The organism is Burkholderia dolosa, from assembly GCF_902499135.1.
Taxonomy (GTDB): domain Bacteria; phylum Pseudomonadota; class Gammaproteobacteria; order Burkholderiales; family Burkholderiaceae; genus Burkholderia; species Burkholderia dolosa.
On the sequence record NZ_CABVPR010000005.1, the window covers coordinates 44,916 to 61,611 of the forward strand.

The 16,696-nt window shown below is 67.9% G+C and carries 13 protein-coding genes; 9 read left to right on the forward strand and 4 right to left on the reverse strand.

Annotated features, from left to right (window positions below):
• Positions 1–74: 74 nt before the first annotated feature.
• The 3 genes from BUB20358_RS03935 (at position 75) to BUB20358_RS03945 (ending at position 4,926) form a co-directional block, all read left to right on the forward strand.
• Positions 75–2,510 carry a 3-hydroxyacyl-CoA dehydrogenase/enoyl-CoA hydratase family protein gene (locus tag BUB20358_RS03935; protein WP_035971727.1) on the forward strand — a complete coding sequence of 812 codons (2,436 nt, stop codon included), beginning with the start codon at positions 75–77 and terminating at the stop codon, positions 2,508–2,510.
• A 358-nt stretch (positions 2,511–2,868) separates the two neighbouring features.
• Positions 2,869–4,068 (forward strand): acetyl-CoA C-acyltransferase, encoded by a 1,200-nt coding sequence (locus BUB20358_RS03940; RefSeq protein WP_006763427.1) that lies wholly within the window; start codon positions 2,869–2,871, stop codon positions 4,066–4,068.
• Positions 4,069–4,158: 90 nt separating this feature from the next.
• The gene (locus BUB20358_RS03945; protein ID WP_006763428.1) at positions 4,159–4,926 is read left to right on the forward strand and encodes an enoyl-CoA hydratase; all 768 of its coding nucleotides are present in this window, start codon (positions 4,159–4,161) and stop codon (positions 4,924–4,926) included.
• 43 nt (positions 4,927–4,969) lie between these two features.
• On the opposite strand, the gene fdhD is transcribed toward BUB20358_RS03945, so the two are convergent.
• Positions 4,970–5,800, reverse strand: a complete 831-nt coding sequence (gene fdhD, locus BUB20358_RS03950; RefSeq protein WP_006763429.1) for a formate dehydrogenase accessory sulfurtransferase FdhD — start codon at positions 5,798–5,800, stop codon at positions 4,970–4,972.
• 116 nt (positions 5,801–5,916) lie between these two features.
• On the opposite strand from fdhD, the gene BUB20358_RS03955 reads away from it, so the two are divergent.
• Positions 5,917–6,399: a nitrate reductase associated protein gene (locus tag BUB20358_RS03955; protein ID WP_006763430.1), complete on the forward strand. Its 483-nt coding sequence runs from the start codon at positions 5,917–5,919 to the stop codon at positions 6,397–6,399.
• Positions 6,400–6,421: 22 nt separating this feature from the next.
• Here the strand turns inward: BUB20358_RS03955 and BUB20358_RS03960 are convergent, their stop codons facing one another.
• Positions 6,422–6,817 carry an acyl-CoA thioesterase gene (locus BUB20358_RS03960; protein ID WP_035971734.1) on the reverse strand — a complete coding sequence of 132 codons (396 nt, stop codon included), beginning with the start codon at positions 6,815–6,817 and terminating at the stop codon, positions 6,422–6,424.
• A 174-nt stretch (positions 6,818–6,991) separates the two neighbouring features.
• Here BUB20358_RS03960 and BUB20358_RS03965 point away from each other — a divergent pair, with 174 nt between their 5' ends.
• A complete protein-coding gene (locus BUB20358_RS03965; protein WP_035971736.1) occupies positions 6,992–8,863 on the forward strand; it encodes an ABCB family ABC transporter ATP-binding protein/permease in 1,872 nt (623 codons plus the stop codon).
• Between the two features lie 103 nt (positions 8,864–8,966).
• Here the strand turns inward: BUB20358_RS03965 and murU are convergent, their stop codons facing one another.
• Together murU and BUB20358_RS03975 are read right to left on the reverse strand one after the other, a co-directional pair.
• The gene (gene murU, locus BUB20358_RS03970) at positions 8,967–9,686 is read right to left on the reverse strand and encodes an N-acetylmuramate alpha-1-phosphate uridylyltransferase MurU (RefSeq protein WP_035971737.1); all 720 of its coding nucleotides are present in this window, start codon (positions 9,684–9,686) and stop codon (positions 8,967–8,969) included.
• Positions 9,687–9,726: 40 nt separating this feature from the next.
• A complete protein-coding gene (locus tag BUB20358_RS03975; protein ID WP_006763433.1) occupies positions 9,727–10,773 on the reverse strand; it encodes an aminoglycoside phosphotransferase family protein in 1,047 nt (348 codons plus the stop codon).
• A 211-nt stretch (positions 10,774–10,984) separates the two neighbouring features.
• Between BUB20358_RS03975 and BUB20358_RS03980 the strand changes: the two genes are divergently transcribed.
• The 4 genes from BUB20358_RS03980 to rsmA all read left to right on the forward strand — a co-directional run bounded on the left by BUB20358_RS03980 (position 10,985) and on the right by rsmA (position 16,643).
• Positions 10,985–13,345, forward strand: coding sequence for an LPS-assembly protein LptD (locus BUB20358_RS03980; RefSeq protein WP_006763434.1), 2,361 nt, complete (start codon positions 10,985–10,987; stop codon positions 13,343–13,345).
• Between the two features lie 52 nt (positions 13,346–13,397).
• Positions 13,398–14,756, forward strand: a complete 1,359-nt coding sequence (locus BUB20358_RS03985; RefSeq protein WP_035971740.1) for a peptidylprolyl isomerase — start codon at positions 13,398–13,400, stop codon at positions 14,754–14,756.
• An 11-nt stretch (positions 14,757–14,767) separates the two neighbouring features.
• The gene (gene pdxA / locus BUB20358_RS03990) at positions 14,768–15,754 is read left to right on the forward strand and encodes a 4-hydroxythreonine-4-phosphate dehydrogenase PdxA (RefSeq protein ID WP_006763436.1); all 987 of its coding nucleotides are present in this window, start codon (positions 14,768–14,770) and stop codon (positions 15,752–15,754) included.
• A 61-nt stretch (positions 15,755–15,815) separates the two neighbouring features.
• Positions 15,816–16,643 (forward strand): 16S rRNA (adenine(1518)-N(6)/adenine(1519)-N(6))-dimethyltransferase RsmA, encoded by an 828-nt coding sequence (rsmA, locus tag BUB20358_RS03995; RefSeq protein WP_006763437.1) that lies wholly within the window; start codon positions 15,816–15,818, stop codon positions 16,641–16,643.
• The last annotated feature ends 53 nt before the right edge of the window (positions 16,644–16,696 follow it).

Below are 16,696 nucleotides of genomic sequence, written 5' to 3' on the forward strand. Positions count from 1 at the left end.
CAACGGTTCCTGGTACTGACTTCGCCGTGCAGCCGTCATTTGATGCGGTGCGCGGCACCATCCGGAGACATCCCGTGAGTAATTTCCTGATTCGCAAGGTGGCCGTGCTGGGCGCCGGCGTGATGGGCGCGCAGATCGCCGCGCACCTGATCAACGCGCGCGTGCCCGTGCTGCTGTTCGACCTGCCGGCCAAGGAAGGCCCGAAAAACGCGATCGCGCTGAAGGCGATCGAGAACCTGAAGAAGCTGTCGCCCGCGCCGTTCGGCGTGAAGGACGACGCGAAGTACCTCGAAGCCGCGAACTACGAGGACGACATCGGGAAGCTCGCCGAATGCGACGTCGTGATCGAGGCGATCGCCGAGCGGATGGACTGGAAGCACGACCTGTACAAGAAGGTCGCGCCGCACATCGGTCCGAACGCGATCTTCGCGACCAACACGTCGGGCCTGTCGATCACGAAGCTCTCCGAAGGCTTCTCCGACGAACTGAAGGCGCGCTTCTGCGGCGTGCACTTCTTCAATCCGCCGCGCTACATGCACCTCGTCGAGCTGATTCCGACCGCGCATACGCGTGCGGACATCCTCGACCAGCTCGAGACGTTCCTGACGAGCGTCGTCGGCAAGGGCGTCGTGCGCGCGAAGGACACGCCGAACTTCATCGCGAACCGCGTCGGCATCTTCTCGATCCTCGCGGTGATCACCGAGGCCGCGAAGTTCGGCCTGCGTTTCGACGAAGTCGACGACCTGACCGGCAGCCGCCTCGGCCGCGCGAAGTCGGCGACGTTCCGCACCGCGGACGTGGTCGGTCTCGACACGATGGCGCACGTGATCAAGACGATGCAGGACAACCTCGCCGACGATCCGTTCTTCCCGGTCTACCAGACGCCCGCGGTGCTCGCGGAGCTGGTCAAGCAGGGCGCGCTCGGCCAGAAGACGGGCGCCGGCTTCTACAAGAAGGAAGGCAAGACGATCAAGGTGCTCGACGCGAAGACCGGCACCTACGTCGACTCGGGCGCGAAGGCGGACGAGACGGTCGGCCGCATCCTGAAGCGTCCGCCGGCCGAGCGGCTGAAGCTGCTGCGCGAGACGGATCATCCGCATGCGCAGTTCCTGTGGTCGATCTTCCGCGACGTGTTCCATTACATCGGCGTGCATCTCGAGTCGATCGCGGACAACGCGCGCGACGTCGATCTCGCGATCCGCTGGGGTTTCGGCTGGAACGAAGGCCCGTTCGAAGGCTGGCAGGCGGCCGGCTGGAAGCAGGTGGCCGAATGGGTGCAGGAAGACATCGCGGCCGGCAAGGCGCTCGCCGGCGTGCCGCTGCCGTCGTGGGTGCTCGAAGGGCCGGTGGCCGACAACGGCGGCGTGCATACGGCCGAAGGCTCGTGGGCGCCGGCGTCGAAGCGCTTCGTGCCGCGCTCGAATCTCGCGGTGTACGACAAGCAGGTGTTCCGCGCGCCGCTGCTCGGCGAAGCGGGCGCCGATCCGAAGAGCTACGGCAAGACGCTGTTCGAGACCGACTCGGTGCGCGCGTGGGTCGACGATCGCGCCGGTGAAGACGACGTCGTGATCGTGTCGTTCAAGTCGAAGATGAACACGATCGGCCCGGGCGTGATCGACGGCCTCGTGCAGGCGATCGAGCTCGCGGAGAAGGACTACAAGGGCGTCGTGATCTGGCAGCCGACGTCGCTGAAGCTCGGCACGCCGGGCGGCCCGTTCTCGGCCGGCGCGAACCTCGAAGAGGCGATGCCCGCGTTCATGATGGGCGGCGCGAAGGGGATCGAGCCGTTCGTGAAGAAATTCCAGGAAGGCATGCTGCGCGTGAAGTACGCGAACGTGCCGGTGGTCGCGGCCGTGTCGGGCATCGCGCTCGGCGGCGGGTGCGAGCTGATGCTGCACAGCGCGAAGCGCGTCGTGCACGTCGAGAGCTACATCGGCCTCGTCGAAGTCGGCGTCGGCCTCGTGCCGGCCGGCGGCGGGCTGAAGGAGGCGGCGCTGCGTGCGGCAGAAGCCGCGGCGGCCGCGAACGCGACCAGCGATCTGCTGAAGTTCGTCACGAAGTCGTTCGAGAACGCGGCGATGGCGAAGGTGTCGTCGTCCGCGCACGACGCGCGCGCGATGGGCTACGTGAAGCCGTCCGACACGATCGTGTTCAACGTGTTCGAACTGCTCGACACCGCGAAGAAGGAAGCGCGTGCGCTGGCGGCCGCCGGCTACCGCGCGCCGCTGAAGGCGAAGGACGTGCCGGTCGCGGGCCGCTCGGCGATCGCGACGATCAAGGCGCAGCTCGTCAACATGCGCGACGGCCGCTTCATCAGCGACCACGACTACCTGATCGCGAGCCGCATTGCCGAAGCGGTGTGCGGCGGCGACGTCGAAGCCGGCAGTCTCGTCGACGAAGAATGGCTGCTCGCGCTGGAGCGGCGCGCGTTCGTCGAGCTGCTCGGTACGCAGAAGACGCAGGAGCGGATCATGGGCATGTTGCAGACCGGCAAGCCGGTGCGTAACTGACGATCGTGTTCAAGGCCGGAGTCGGCGTTGATGCGCGGACGCTGGCCGATCGTTGACGCATGGGGACCGGGGTGAGCGCGCAAGCGCGAACTCGGATCGACTCGAAGTATGGGATCGGAGTGAGGCGTTAAGCGTCAACTCCGGTTGACCGCAAGGCATGGGATCGGGGTAAGCGCTGAAGCGTCAACTCCGGTCGACCGCAAAGCATGGGACCGGAGTAAGCGCCAAAGCGCCAACTCCGGTCGACCGCAAAGCATGGGACCGGAGTAAGCGCCAAAGCGCCAACTCCGATCGACCGCAAAGCATGGGATCGGAGTAAGGCGCTAAAGCGCCAACTCCGATCGACAGGAGTCTCGAAATGAGCAAACAACTGCAAGACGCATACATCGTCGCCGCCAGCCGTACCCCGATCGGCAAGGCGCCGCGCGGTGTCTTCAAGAACACGCGGCCGGACGAGCTGCTGGTTCACGCGATCCGCTCGACGATCGCGCAGGTGCCGGACTTCGACACGAAGCTGATCGAAGACGCGATCGTCGGCTGCGCGATTCCGGAAGCCGAGCAGGGCCTGAACGTCGCGCGGATGAGCGCGCTGCTCGCAGGTCTGCCGCAGACGGTCGGCGGCGTGACGGTCAACCGCTTCTGCGCGTCGGGCATCACCGCGCTCGCGATGGCGGCCGACCGCATTCGCGTCGGCGAGTCGGACGCGCTGCTCGCAGGCGGCTGCGAATCGATGAGCATGGTGCCGATGATGGGCAACAAGCCGTCGATGTCGCCGCACATCTTCGATCGCAGCGAAGACTTCGGCATCGCATACGGGATGGGCCTGACGGCCGAGCGCGTCGCCGATCAATGGAAGGTGAGCCGCGAAGACCAGGACGCGTTCTCGGTGGAGTCGCACCGCAAGGCGCTCGCCGCGCAGCAGGCCGGCGAATTTGCGGACGAAATCGCGCCGTACACGCTCACCGAGCGCTTCCCGAATCTCGCGACCGGCGAGATCGACGTGAAGACGCGCGAGATCGCGCTCGACGAAGGTCCGCGCGCGGACACGTCGCTCGAAGGCCTCGCGAAGCTGCGCGCGGTGTTCGCGAACAAGGGTTCGGTCACCGCCGGCAACAGCTCGCAGACGTCGGACGGCGCCGGTGCGCTGCTCGTCGTGTCGGAGAAGGTGCTCAAGCAGTTCAACCTGACGCCGCTCGCACGCTTCGTGAGCTTCGCGGTGCGCGGCGTGCCGCCGGAAATCATGGGCATCGGTCCGAAGGAAGCGATCCCGGCCGCGCTGAAGGCCGCCGGCCTCAAGCAGGACGATCTCGACTGGATCGAGCTGAACGAGGCGTTCGCCGCACAGTCGCTCGCGGTGATCCGCGATCTCGGCCTCGATCCGTCGAAGGTCAATCCGGTCGGCGGCGCGATCGCGCTCGGCCACCCGCTCGGCGCGACCGGCGCGATCCGCGCGGCGACCGTCGTGCACGGGCTGCGCCGCCGCAACCTGAAGTACGGGATGGTCACGATGTGCGTCGGCACCGGCATGGGCGCCGCGGGCATCATCGAACGCCTGTAAGCGGGACGGTACGCTGACGACGACGGTGCGCGGGCCGCAAGCTCGCGCACCGTTTTTTCATTCCGGTAGGGGAAGTCAAAGGAGACGGTTGTGGCCGATATTCAAGTGGAACGCGCCGACGGCGTGCTGACGATCACGATCGCACGCGCGGCGAAGAAAAATGCGCTGACGGCGGCGATGTACCAGACGATGGCCGATGCGCTCGCCGACGCCGAAGAAGACAACGCGGTGCGCGCGATCCTGGTGCGCGGCAGCGACGGCAACTTCAGCGCGGGGAACGACCTCGAGGATTTCGTGAAGTCGCCGCCGAACGATCCGAACGCGCCGGTGTTTCAGTTCCTCGCGCGGATCAGCGGCGCGGCCAAGCCGATCGTCGCGGCCGTGCCGGGCGTCGCGGTCGGCGTCGGCGTGACGATGCTGCTGCACTGCGACCTCGTCTATGCGGCCGACGTCGCGACGTTCTCGCTGCCGTTCGCGCAGCTCGGGCTGTGTCCGGAGGCGGCGTCGAGCGCGCTGCTGCCGCGCGTCGCCGGTCATCAGATCGCCGCAGAAAAGCTGCTGCTCGGCGAGCCGTTCGATGCGCTCGAAGCGCACCGGATCGGCATCGTGAACCGCGTGCTGCCGGCGGCCGAACTCGACGCGTTTGCGGCGAAGCAGGCCGCGAAGCTCGCGGCGCTGCCGGCGTCGTCGCTGCGCGTGACGAAGGCGCTGCTGAAGGATACCGGCGGCGTCGACGTGACCGCCCGGATGGCCGAGGAGGCGCGCCACTTCGCCGAGATGCTGCGGGCGCCGGCCGCGCGCGAGGCGATGACGGCGTTCTTCGAGAAGCGCAAGCCGGATTTTCGCCAGTTCGACTGACGGCGCGGCTGCGCCGCGGTTCGGCTCGACGCGGGGCGGCCGTTCAGGCCGTGCCGTAATCGACGTGACCGGTTTCGCGGCAGAAGCTGACGAGCCGCAAACCGGCCGCCTTCGCGATGTCGATCGCGAGCGACGACGGCGCGGAGATCGTCGCGACCATCGGGATGCCGACGCGCGCCGCCTTGCGCACGAGCTCGTAGCTCGCGCGGCTCGACAGGAACACGAAACCGTCGGTCGCGTCGGCGCGCGCGAGCACCAGCGAGCCGATCAGCTTGTCGAGCGCGTTGTGGCGGCCGACGTCCTCGAACGCGGTGCGGATCGCGCCTGTTGCGTCGCACCACGCGGCCGCATGCAGACCGCCGGTCAACTGCGTGAGCGTCTGGTGCGTCGGCAGCGCGTGCGCGGCGCGCGCGAGCGCGTCCGGCGCGAGGCGTGCGAGAAAGCCCGTGTCGGGAACGCGTTCCGGCGCGAGATCGAGCAGATCGATGCTTTCGATTCCGCATACGCCGCAGCCGGTACGCCCGGCGAGCGCGCGGCGGCGCTCCTTCAGCGCGGCGAACGCCTGCTGGACGACGTCCAGATGCACCTCGGCGTGCGGCAGCGACGCGTCGGTGTGCAGGATCACGTCGATGTCCTTGATGTCGCTGCCGCGCTCGACGATTCCTTCGGACATCGCGAAACCGACCGCGAACGCTTCCAGATCGCGCGGCGTGCACATCATCACCGCGTGCGAAATGCCGTTGAAGACGAGCGCGACCGGCCATTCCTGGCCGACGTAATCGTGCGCGGTTTCGACGGCGCCGCCGCGCATGCGCCGCACGGGCAGTTCGATCGCGCCGCGCGGTTCGGCTGTTTCGGTCGGATTCACGAGCACTCCCGTTGATTCGAAGCGCGGCCGGCAGCCGATCGTGGCCGCCGGGCGCGCGCAGAGGTTCTAAAATACCCCAGGCACGCCGGCCGCGCCGGCATCCGCCACGTCAGGTAACGACCATGGGACTCAGCGACGCTCCGCTGCTATTCAATTTCGAACACGTATCGTCGGAAAACCTCACGTACATTCCGATGATCGTGCGCTTCAATCTCGACCGCTTCGGGCTGCGGATCTCGCTCGAGCAGTGGCAGCTGCTGCCGCTCGAGGATCGCAAGCTGCTCGCGCGCTTTCCGGCCGACGACGACACCGCGATCGAGCCGAACTTCGATCATGCGCTGTTCGAGATGCTGCGCACGCACGCCGATCTCGAGCCCGAGTGGTTCGAGCCGGACGCGCAGCCGGCATGGCGCGACACCGACACGGTGCCCGACGCGCTCGTGCGGCAGAGCGCGCTCGCCGGCGTGCCGGCGCCTGCGCTCGCGCAGTGGCGGCAGCTCGCGCCGTTCCAGCGCTACGTGCTGTGCAAGCTGTCGCGCAAGTCGAAGCTCAATCACGACTTCCTGCCCGCGATGCGCGAATTCGGCCTGACGGCCGCGCACTGACGATCGCGGCGCCGGTCGCGCATCAGAGCGGCGGCAGCGGCCGCGGCTTGCGATCCGCGCCGGTCGCGACGTACGTGAGCGTCGCTTCGGTGACCTTCACGACTTCGCCCATCAGCCGCATGCGCTGCGCATACACTTCGACGTCGACCGTGACCGACGTGTTGCCGGTGCGCGTGATGGTCGCGTAGAAGCTCAGCAGATCGCCGACGAACACCGGCTGCTTGAATACGAACGAGTTGACCGCGACCGTCGCGACGCGCCCGTTCGCCCGCTGGCTCGCGGGAATCGAGCCGGCGATGTCGACCTGCGACATGATCCAGCCGCCGAACACGTCGCCGTGGACGTTCGCGTCGTGCGGTTGCGGGACGACGCGCAGCGCGGGCTGCTTCTGCGGGAGTTCGAGGGTCGGTTCGGTCATGGGGCTGCTTTCATCCTGTAAGAAACGTGCCGCCCGCGCGCAGCACGGCCGGCAAGGCCGCCGGCAGCGGCGCGAAGCGGCTTCTGCGACAATACGACGTCCGCAAATTGTACGAGAAAGTGCGCGATCCGGCCGCCGCTCGCGCGCCGGCACCCGCCGCCGATTCCTTCCCCCATGCGCCGATATTCCGCTTCCGGCGAGCCGGCTCCGGCTCCGACCGGCCCTCGCAACGACTGGCAGACGATCCGGTCGCTGCTGCCGTATCTGACGACCTACAAATGGCGCGTCGCGCTCGCGCTCGCGTGCCTGATCGGCGCGAAGGTCGCGAACCTCGGCGTGCCGGTCGTGATGAAGCGCATCGTCGATCATCTGTCGGCCGTGCAGCAGCTGACCGCGCTCGGCCGCGCGGAACAACCGGCCGGCGTCGTGCTCGCGGGCGGCGTCGGGCTGCTCGTCGTCGCGTATGCGCTCGTGCGGCTGTCGACGTCGCTGTTTACCGAGCTGCGCGAGATCCTGTTCTCGAAGGTGACCGAGAGCGCGGTGCGCCAGCTCGCGCTGCAGGTGTTCCGGCATCTGCACGGGCTGTCGCTGCGGTTCCATCTCGAACGGCAGACGGGCGGGATGTCGCGCGACATCGAGCGCGGCACGCGCGGGATCCAGCAGCTGATTTCGTATTCGCTGTACAGCATCCTGCCGACGCTCGTCGAGGTCGGGCTCGTGCTCGGCTTCTTCGTCGTCAAGTACGACGCGTATTACGCGTACGTGACGTTCGCGGCGCTGATCGCGTACATCGTGTTCACGGTGAAGGTCACGAACTGGCGCACGCATTTTCGTCGCACGATGAACGAACTCGATTCGCGTGCGAACTCGCGCGCGATCGACTCGCTGATCAACTACGAGACGGTCAAGTATTTCGGCAACGAGGAGTGGGAGGCGCAGCGCTACGACGAGAACCTGAAGCGCTACCGGAAGGCGGCGATCCGGTCGCAGAACTCGCTGTCGCTGCTGAACTTCGGCCAGCAGGCGATCATCGGCACGGGGCTCGTGTTCATCCTGTGGCGCGCGACGCAAGGCGTGCTCGCGGGCAGGCTGACGCTCGGCGATCTCGTGCTGATCAACACGTTCATGCTGCAGCTGTACATCCCGCTGAACTTTCTCGGCGTCGTCTATCGCGAGCTGAAGCAGAGCCTCACCGACATGGACCGGATGTTCGGGCTGCTGTCGGCCGCGAAGGAAGTCGCCGATCGGCCCGATGCGCCACCGCTCGCGGTCGCCGGCGGGCAAGTGCGCTTCGAGCACGTGAACTTCGCGTACGAGCCGTCGCGGCCGATCCTGCACGACGTGACGTTCACGATCGAGGCCGGTACGACGACCGCGGTGGTCGGCCACAGCGGCTCCGGGAAGTCGACGCTGTCGCGCCTGCTGTTCCGCTTCTACGATCTGAGCCGCGATGGCGGCGGCGCGATCCGGATCGACGGGCAGGACATCCGCGACGTCACGCAGGCGTCGCTGCGCGCATCGATCGGGATCGTGCCGCAGGACACCGTGCTGTTCAACGACTCGATCTACTACAACATCGCGTACGGCCGGCCGAGCGCGACGCGCGACGAGGTGATCGCGGCCGCGCGCGCCGCGCATATCCACGACTTCATCGAAAGTCTGCCGAAGGGCTATGACACGCCGGTCGGCGAGCGCGGGCTGAAGCTGTCCGGCGGCGAGAAACAGCGCGTCGCGATCGCGCGCACGCTGCTGAAGAATCCGCCGATCCTGCTGTTCGACGAAGCGACGTCGGCGCTCGATTCGCGTTCGGAGCGCGCGATCCAGCACGAGCTCGACCGGATCGCGCGGCAGCGGACCACGCTCGTGATCGCGCATCGGCTGTCGACGGTCGTGCATGCGCAGCAGATTCTCGTGATGGATCACGGGCGCATCGTCGAGCGCGGCACGCACGACGAACTCGTGCGCGCGGACGGACTGTATGCGCAGATGTGGGCGCTGCAGCAGCAGCGCGCGGCGGCGGCCGGCGAAGAAGCCGAAGCCGTGTGACGGCGTGCCGCGCCCGCGCGGCGCGGCACGGGGATCGCGGCGACGTACGGGGCGGCGCGCGGCCGCGCGTTGCGCGGATGGCGCGCGCGACGCGCTCGACGAATCAGCCGGCCGCGCGCAGTCGCGCGTCGAGCTCGCCGAGCTGCGCCGGCGTGCCGACGTTCTCCCATACGCCTTCGTACAGTTCGCCGGTTGCGCGGCCGGCTTCGATCGTCGCGCGATAGTACGGCGTCAGCGCGCGCCGCGTGCCGGGCGCGAGGTCGTGAAACATCCGCGTGTCGTAGAGGCCGATGTTGCCGAACGTCAGCCGCGCGGCGCCGTCGAGCGACAGGCGGCCGTCGTCGTCGAGCGCGAAGTCGCCGGCCGGGTGGAACGGCGGGTTCGGCACCATCACGAGGTGCATCGCCGGCTCGTCGAGCGCGGCCATCCGCGCGGCGCGCGGCGCGAGCGTCCGGTAGTCGAACGCGCAGAACACGTCGCCGCTGACCGCGACGAACACGATCGGCCGGCCGTCGCGTTCGAGTAGCGGCAGCGCCTGCGCGATGCCGCCGGCCGTTTCCAGCGCATCGGTTTCGGCCGAATAGCGCAGCTTCACGCCCCAGCGCGAACCGTCGCCGAGCGCGGCTTCGATCTGCTCGCCGAGCCACGCGTGATTGATCACGATCGTGTCGACGCCGGCACGCGCGAGCGCCTCGATCTGCCAGACGATCAGCGGCTTGCCGCCGGCTTCGAGAAGCGGTTTCGGCCGGGTGTCGGTCAGCGGACGCATCCGTTCGCCGCGGCCGGCGGCGAAGATCATCGCCGTGGTCAGGGTGTCGCTCATCTTCTGCTGGTATCGCTGGATATTGGCTGGTATCGGGCGGTCAGAACGTGTAGCCGACGTCGTTCGTCGTGCCGTCGAGCGCGTCGAGCAGCTTCGCGAACGGCGCGAGCGGGCGGTAGCGCAGCGCGACCTTGCGCGCATACGCGACGAAGCGCGGCAGATCGTTCAGATAGTGCGGCTTGCCGTCGCGGTAGTTGATGCGCGCGAACAGCCCGAGCACCTTGATGTGGCGCTGCAGCCCCATCCATTCGAGCTGCCGGTAGAACTCGCCGAAGTCGGGATCGACCGGCAGGCCGGCCTTCTTCGCCTTCTCCCAGTAATACGCGAAGCAGTCGAGCTCGAATTCCTCGTCCCAGCTGATGAACGCATCGCGCAGCAGCGACACGACGTCGTACGTGAGCGGCCCGTACACGGCGTCCTGAAAGTCGAGCACGCCCGGATTCGGCTCGCAGACCATCAGGTTGCGCGGCATGAAGTCGCGCAGCATGAAGCCCTGCGGCTGCGCATGCGCGCTCGCGACCAGCAGCGCGAACGTGCGGTCCAGCGTGCCGCGCATCGCGTCGGTGACCGGCTTGCCGAGATGGCGGCCGACGTACCACTCGGGCATCAGCTCCATCTCGCGGCGCAGGAACGCTTCGTCGAACGGCGGCAGCACGTCGGGCTTCGACGTCAGCTGGAAGCGGATCAGCGCGTCGAACGCGTCGCGCATCAGCGGCCGCGCGGCGGCCGGATCGGCCGGGTCGAGCACCGAGATGTACGACGTGCGGCCGAGGTCGGTGACCAGCATGAAGCCGGCGTCGAAGTCGTGCGCGAGCACGTCCGGCACGTGATTGCCCGCTGCGGCGAGCAGTTGCGCGACCTGGACGAACTCGCGGCATTTCTCCGGCGGCGGCGCGTCGACGGCGATCAGCGAGCCGCCGGCGCTCGTCGCGGACGACACGCGGAAATAGCGGCGGAAACTGGCATCCGACGACGCGGGCGCGAGTGTCGACAGGTCGAGACCGTGGCGTTCGGCGAGCGGGCGAAGCCACGCGGTGAGCGCTTCGACGCGGGCGTCGGGGCGGGAGGCGGCGGATGGGAGCGTCATGAAACTCGGAGGAGGGGACAACGTCTTGCCATATAATACCCCACGACTTTTTTGACGCGCCCCGCGTCAGCTTCCGCCGTACAGGCCCGCCGCCTGTCGCGCCGCCCGCCCGATCGCCTCCCGGTTTGCGCTCAGCCGCAGTCGCGGTGCGACCGCGCGGCCCGCCGTGCGCGAAGGTGCGGTTGACAAGGGGCGATTCGCCAAACGATAGATGCCGCCCAAACCGCTATTCCCGAATGTCTTCCCCGGTGACGGGGCGCCGCGCAAACGGCGGCTCGCGCTTGCGCTCCTGGCCGTGCCCGGCCTCGTGCCGGCCGTGTCGCATGCGCAGCTGACGGGCGCGGCCGCGCAGCCGCAGCCGCTCGACTCGCCGTGGGATCTGCGTCTCGCACCGCAGCTCGAGGACCATCCGCTGAAGGACGGCGCGAAGCCGGCTGCCTTCGTGATCGCCGACCACACGAGCGGCACGGCCGAGCAGGATCTGGCCGCGAAGGGTTCGGCCGAGCTGCGGCGCGGCGACGCGATCGTGAAGGCCGACGCGATCCACTACGATCAGGACACCGACATGGCCGACGCGTACGGCCGCGTGAAGGTGATCAACGGCGGTACGTCGTTCGTCGGCCCCGAAGCGCATCTGAAGGTCGAGGCGAACCAGGGCTTCATGACCGCGCCGAAGTACCGCTTCAACCTGACGGGCGGCTCGGGCAGCGCAGAGCGCGTCGACCTGCTCGACAGCGAGCGGTCGGTGTTCGCCAGCGCGACCTACACGACGTGCCAGTGCTCGACGAGCCCTGCGTGGTACATCAAGGGCAGCCGGCTGGATATCGATACAGGCGCCGACGAAGGCACCGCGCGCAACGGCGTGCTGTTCTTCCAGGGCGTGCCGATCTTCGCGAGTCCGTGGCTGACGTTCCCGCTGTCGGGCGAGCGACGCAGCGGGCTGTTGCCGCCGACGTTCTCGATGAACTCGAACAACGGGTTCGAGCTGTCGCTGCCGTACTACTTCAACATCGCGCCGAACCGCGACCTGACGATTACGCCGACGATCATCTCGCGGCGCGGCGTGCAGGGCGAGGCGACGTTCCGCTATCTGTCGCCGACGTATTCGGGCACGATTACCGCCAACTATCTGCCCGACGACCGGCTCGCCCATCGCAACCGCTACGCGATCTACTGGCAGCACCAGCAGAACTTCGGCGGCGGTTTCGGCGGCTACGTCTATTACAACAAGGTCTCCGACAACACGTATCCGGAAGACCTCGGGTCGATGAACCAGCTGGCGAACGGCACGCAGACGCTGTATCAGCAGGAAGCGGGACTCACGTACAACAACGGTCCATGGTCGGTGCTCGCGCGCTATCAGCACTGGCAGACGCTGCCGCCGTCGATCGCGCCGTACAGCCGCGAACCGCAGTTGAACGTGAAGTACACGAAGTACAACGTCGGCGGCTTCGACTTCGGCGCGGAAGCCGACTATTCGCGGTTCCGCATCACGACGGCCGATGCGACGCAAGGCGACCGGATCGTCTTCAACCCGTACATCTCGTACGGCGTGTACGGTCCCGGCTATTTCTTCGTGCCGAAGCTCCAGTATCACCTCGCGTCGTACAACCTGAACTACCTGTCGTCGGCCACGCCGAACAACCCGAAGCACTTCACCGAATCGATTCCGACCGTGAGCGTCGATTCGGGGCTGATCTTCGATCGCTCGGTGCGCCTGTTCGGCCAGGACTTCATCCAGACGCTCGAGCCGCGCCTGTACTACGTGTACACGCCGTATCGCGACCAGTCGAATGCGCCGCTGTTCGACACCGCGGAATCGGACTTCGGGCTCGCGGAGATCTACCAGCCGAACACGTTCGTCGGCAACGACCGGATCGCCGACGCGAACCGGATCACGGCCGGCCTGACGTCGCGCTTCATCGATCCGCGCACCGGCGACGAGCGCGCGCGCTTCGTCATCGCGCAGCAGTATTACTTCGCCGATCAGCGCGTGACGCTGAACTCGGCACAGGCGCCGTCGCAAGCGCGGCACTCGGACCTGATCGTCGGCGCCGCGCTGAAGCTCGGCTCCGGCTTCATGTCGGAGACGGCGTTCCAGTACAACCAGAACAACAACCAGCTCGTGAAGTCGAGCATCGGCTTCGGCTTCAGCCCGGCCGAGCGCCGCGTGATCAACGTCGGCTACCGCTACACGCGCGCGAACACGACGCTCGATAACCAGCCGATCAACCAGTTCCTCGTGTCCGCGCAGTGGCCGCTGACGCGCCGGCTGTATGCGATCGGCCGCTTCAACTACGATCTCGCGGGCAACCGGCTGGTCGACGGCGTCGTCGGCTTACAATACGACGCGGATTGCTGGGCGCTCGGGATCGGGATCCAGCGTTTCGCGAACGGCGTGAATACGTCGGGCCAGCAGAACTCGTCGACGCGATATCTCGCGCAGCTGACGCTGAAGGGGCTCGCGACCATCGACAACGGCCTCGTGAATGCGTTCCGCGCCGGGGTGCCGGGCTACACGCCGCTGCCGCCGCCGCCGCCGCCGATGTCCCGCTTCAGCAACTACGAGTAACGCCGGCTTGTTCCGCACCGGTCCGCACGATTTCAATGGAGTATCAGTGGCAATGAAGAAAACCCTTCGTTTCGCGGCAGTCGTGTCCAGCCTCGCCGCGTCCGCCGCGCTGCTCGTCGCCGCGCCGGCCGCGGCGCAGGCGCTCGGTTCGCAAGGTGCGCAGCTCGCCGACGAAGTCGTCGCTGTCGTGAACAACGACGTGATCACCGGCCGCGAACTCGACCAGCGCGTGAGCCTGATCGCACGCCGGCTGCAGCAGCAGAACGCGCCGGTGCCGCCGGCCGACCAGCTGCGCGCGCAGGTGCTGAACCAGATGGTGCTCGAGCGCATCCAGGTGCAGAAGGCCAAGGACGACGGCATCCGCATCGACGACGCGACCGTGCAGGCGACGCTGCAGCGCCTCGCGCAGGCGAACGGGATGACGCTCGACCAGTATCGCGCGCGGCTGGAGGCGCAAGGCGTGCCGTGGAACATCTTCACGAACGATGCGCGCACCGAACTGATGCTGTCGAAGCTGCGCGAGCGCGAAGTCGACAGCAAGATCACCGTGTCGGACGCCGAAGTCGCGAACTACATCGCGAGCCAGCGCGGGCCGAACGCCGCGCAGCAGCAGGATCTGCGCTTCCAGCACATCTTCATCAAGGCGCCGACGAACGCGCCGCAGACGGAAATCGAAGCCGCGCAGAAGAAGGCCGAAGCGCTGCTGCAGCAGGCGATGTCGGGCGCCGATTTCGAGAAGCTCGCACGCAACAACTCGGAAGCGAACGACGCGAAGAAGGGCGGCGATCTCGGCTTCAAGTCGCCGGGCGCGCTGCCGCCCGACGTCGTGCAGGCCGCATCGAAGCTGCGTCCGGGCCAGGTCAATCCGACGCTGATCCGCGTGCCGGACGGCTTCGAGATCGTCCGCCTCGTCGACCGCCGCCCGAGCCAGGGCGCGACGGCCGCCGCGCCGAAGATCGTGCAGACGCACGTGCGCCACATCCTGATCCGCGTCGGCGAAGGCAAGTCGGAAGGCCAGGCGCGCCAGGAACTGCTCGACATCCGCAAGCAGATCGAGGCCGGCGGCGATTTCGCGAAGTTCGCGCGCACGTACTCGCAGGACGGCTCGGCATCGCAGGGCGGCGATCTCGGCTGGATCAGCCCGGGCGAGACGGTGCCGGAATTCGAGCGCGCGATGAACAGCCTGCAGGACGGCCAGATCAGCCAGCCGGTGCGTACCGAATACGGCTATCACCTGATCCAGGTGCTCGACCGCCGCGAAGCGGAAGGGTCGGTGCAGCAGCAGATGGACATCGCGCGTCAGGCGATCGGCCAGCGCAAGGCCGAGCAGGCTTATGCCGACTGGCTGCGCGAGTTGCGCGACTCGTCGTACGTGCAGTACAAGATCGGCGGCGTCGGCCCGGCGAACTGAGCGAGCAGCCGATGACGACGCCCGCGCTGCAGATCGCGATCACGACCGGCGAACCCGCGGGCGTCGGCCCCGAACTGACCGTGCAGGCGCTGCGCGACGCCGCGCAGCGCTGGCCCGACGCGCATTTCACCGTGCTCGGCGATGCGGCGCTGCTCGATACGCGCGCGGCGGCCGTCGGCGTGGAGCGTACGGCGCTCGCGGGCGCGCAGGTGTCGATCGAGCATCGTCCGGTCGCCGCACCGGTGCAGGCGGGCAAGCTCGATGCGGCGAACGGCCGCTACGTGCTCGGGCTGCTCGACGCGGCGATCGACGGCGCGATGGCCGGCCGATACGACGCGATCGTCACCGCGCCGCTGCAGAAGAGCACGATCAACGATGCCGGCGTGCCGTTTACCGGCCACACCGAATATCTCGCGGAGCGCACGCACACGCCGCGCGTCGTGATGATGCTGGCGGGCACCGGCGATACGCCGCTGCGCGTCGCGCTCGCGACGACGCACTTGCCGTTGAAAGACGTGTCGGCCGCGCTGACGATCGACGGGCTCGTCGAGACGCTCGCGATCGTCGATCGCGACCTGCGGCGCGACTTCGGCCTCGCGGCGCCGCGCATCCTCGTGACCGGGCTGAACCCGCATGCGGGCGAGAACGGCTATCTGGGCCGCGAGGAGATCGACGTGATCGCGCCGGCGCTCGCGCAGGCAAAAGCGCGCGGCATCGGCGCGCGCGGCCCGTACCCGGCCGACACGCTGTTCCAGCCGCGCTACCTTGCCGACGCCGATTGCGTGCTGGCGATGTTCCACGATCAGGGCTTGCCGGTGCTGAAATATGCGACGTTCGGCGAGGGCATCAACGTGACGCTCGGGCTGCCGATCATTCGCACGTCGGTCGATCACGGCACCGCGCTCGATCTCGCGGGCACCGGTCGCGCGGATCCGGGCAGCATGGTCGCCGCGCTCGACACGGCCGTCACGATGGCGCGGCATCGCCGCGCGGGCTGACGCGGCCGCAGCGTATCGGCGGCCGGCTCTCATTCGTCGTATTTTTCGTTTTTCTCAGTCGATGTCGAACAGCAGACAGCATCAAGGCCACTTCGCGCGCAAGCGCTTCGGGCAGAACTTCCTCGTCGATCATGGCGTGATCGATTCGATCGTCGCGACGATCGCGCCCGCGCGCGGGCAGCGCATGGTCGAGATCGGCCCTGGCCTCGGCGCGTTGACCGAGCCGCTGATCGAGCGTGTCGCGACGCCCGAGTCGCCGCTGCATGCGGTCGAGCTCGACCGCGACCTGATCGGCCGCCTGCAGCAGCGCTTCGGCGCGCTGCTCGAACTGCATGCGGGCGATGCGCTCGCGTTCGACTTCCGCTCGCTCGCGGCGCCCGGCGACCAGCCGTCGCTGCGCGTCGTCGGCAACCTGCCGTACAACATTTCGAGCCCGCTGCTGTTTCATCTGATGACGTTCGCCGACGTGGTCGTCGACCAGCATTTCATGCTGCAGAACGAAGTCGTCGAACGGATGGTCGCGGAGCCGGGCACGAAGGCGTTTTCGCGGCTGTCGGTGATGCTGCAGTACCGCTACGCGATGGACAAGATGCTCGACGTGCCGCCCGAGTCGTTCCAGCCGCCGCCGAAGGTCGATTCGGCGATCGTGCGGATGATTCCGTACGAGCGGCACGAACTGCCGGACGTCGATCCGGCGCTGCTCGGCGAGGTCGTCACGGCCGCGTTCTCGCAGCGCCGCAAGATGCTGCGCAATACGCTCGGCGACTACCGCGGGACGATCGACTTCGATGCGCTCGGCTTCGACCTCGCCCGCCGTGCCGAGGACGTGAGCGTGGCCGAATACGTCGGCATCGCGCAGGCGCTCGCCGCGACGCGCAGCGTAGGCTGACGCGCGCCACGGCGCCGCGCGGGCGCGCACGCAAGGCCGAACGCTGTCACGAC

Excerpts from the sequence above, each read along its gene's own strand:
- pdxA (WP_006763436.1), top strand. The coding sequence starts at position 14,768 with ATGACGACGCCCGCGCTGCAGATCGCGATCACGACCGGCGAACCCGCG.
- BUB20358_RS03985 (WP_035971740.1), top strand. The coding sequence starts at position 13,398 with ATGAAGAAAACCCTTCGTTTCGCGGCAGTCGTGTCCAGCCTCGCCGCG.
- rsmA (WP_006763437.1), top strand. The coding sequence starts at position 15,816 with ATGTCGAACAGCAGACAGCATCAAGGCCACTTCGCGCGCAAGCGCTTC.
- BUB20358_RS03975 (WP_006763433.1), bottom strand. The coding sequence starts at position 10,773 with ATGACGCTCCCATCCGCCGCCTCCCGCCCCGACGCCCGCGTCGAAGCG.
- murU (WP_035971737.1), bottom strand. The coding sequence starts at position 9,686 with ATGAGCGACACCCTGACCACGGCGATGATCTTCGCCGCCGGCCGCGGC.
- BUB20358_RS03960 (WP_035971734.1), bottom strand. The coding sequence starts at position 6,817 with ATGACCGAACCGACCCTCGAACTCCCGCAGAAGCAGCCCGCGCTGCGC.
- BUB20358_RS03955 (WP_006763430.1), top strand. The coding sequence starts at position 5,917 with ATGGGACTCAGCGACGCTCCGCTGCTATTCAATTTCGAACACGTATCG.
- BUB20358_RS03980 (WP_006763434.1), top strand. The coding sequence starts at position 10,985 with ATGCCGCCCAAACCGCTATTCCCGAATGTCTTCCCCGGTGACGGGGCG.
- BUB20358_RS03965 (WP_035971736.1), top strand. The coding sequence starts at position 6,992 with ATGCGCCGATATTCCGCTTCCGGCGAGCCGGCTCCGGCTCCGACCGGC.
- BUB20358_RS03940 (WP_006763427.1), top strand. The coding sequence starts at position 2,869 with ATGAGCAAACAACTGCAAGACGCATACATCGTCGCCGCCAGCCGTACC.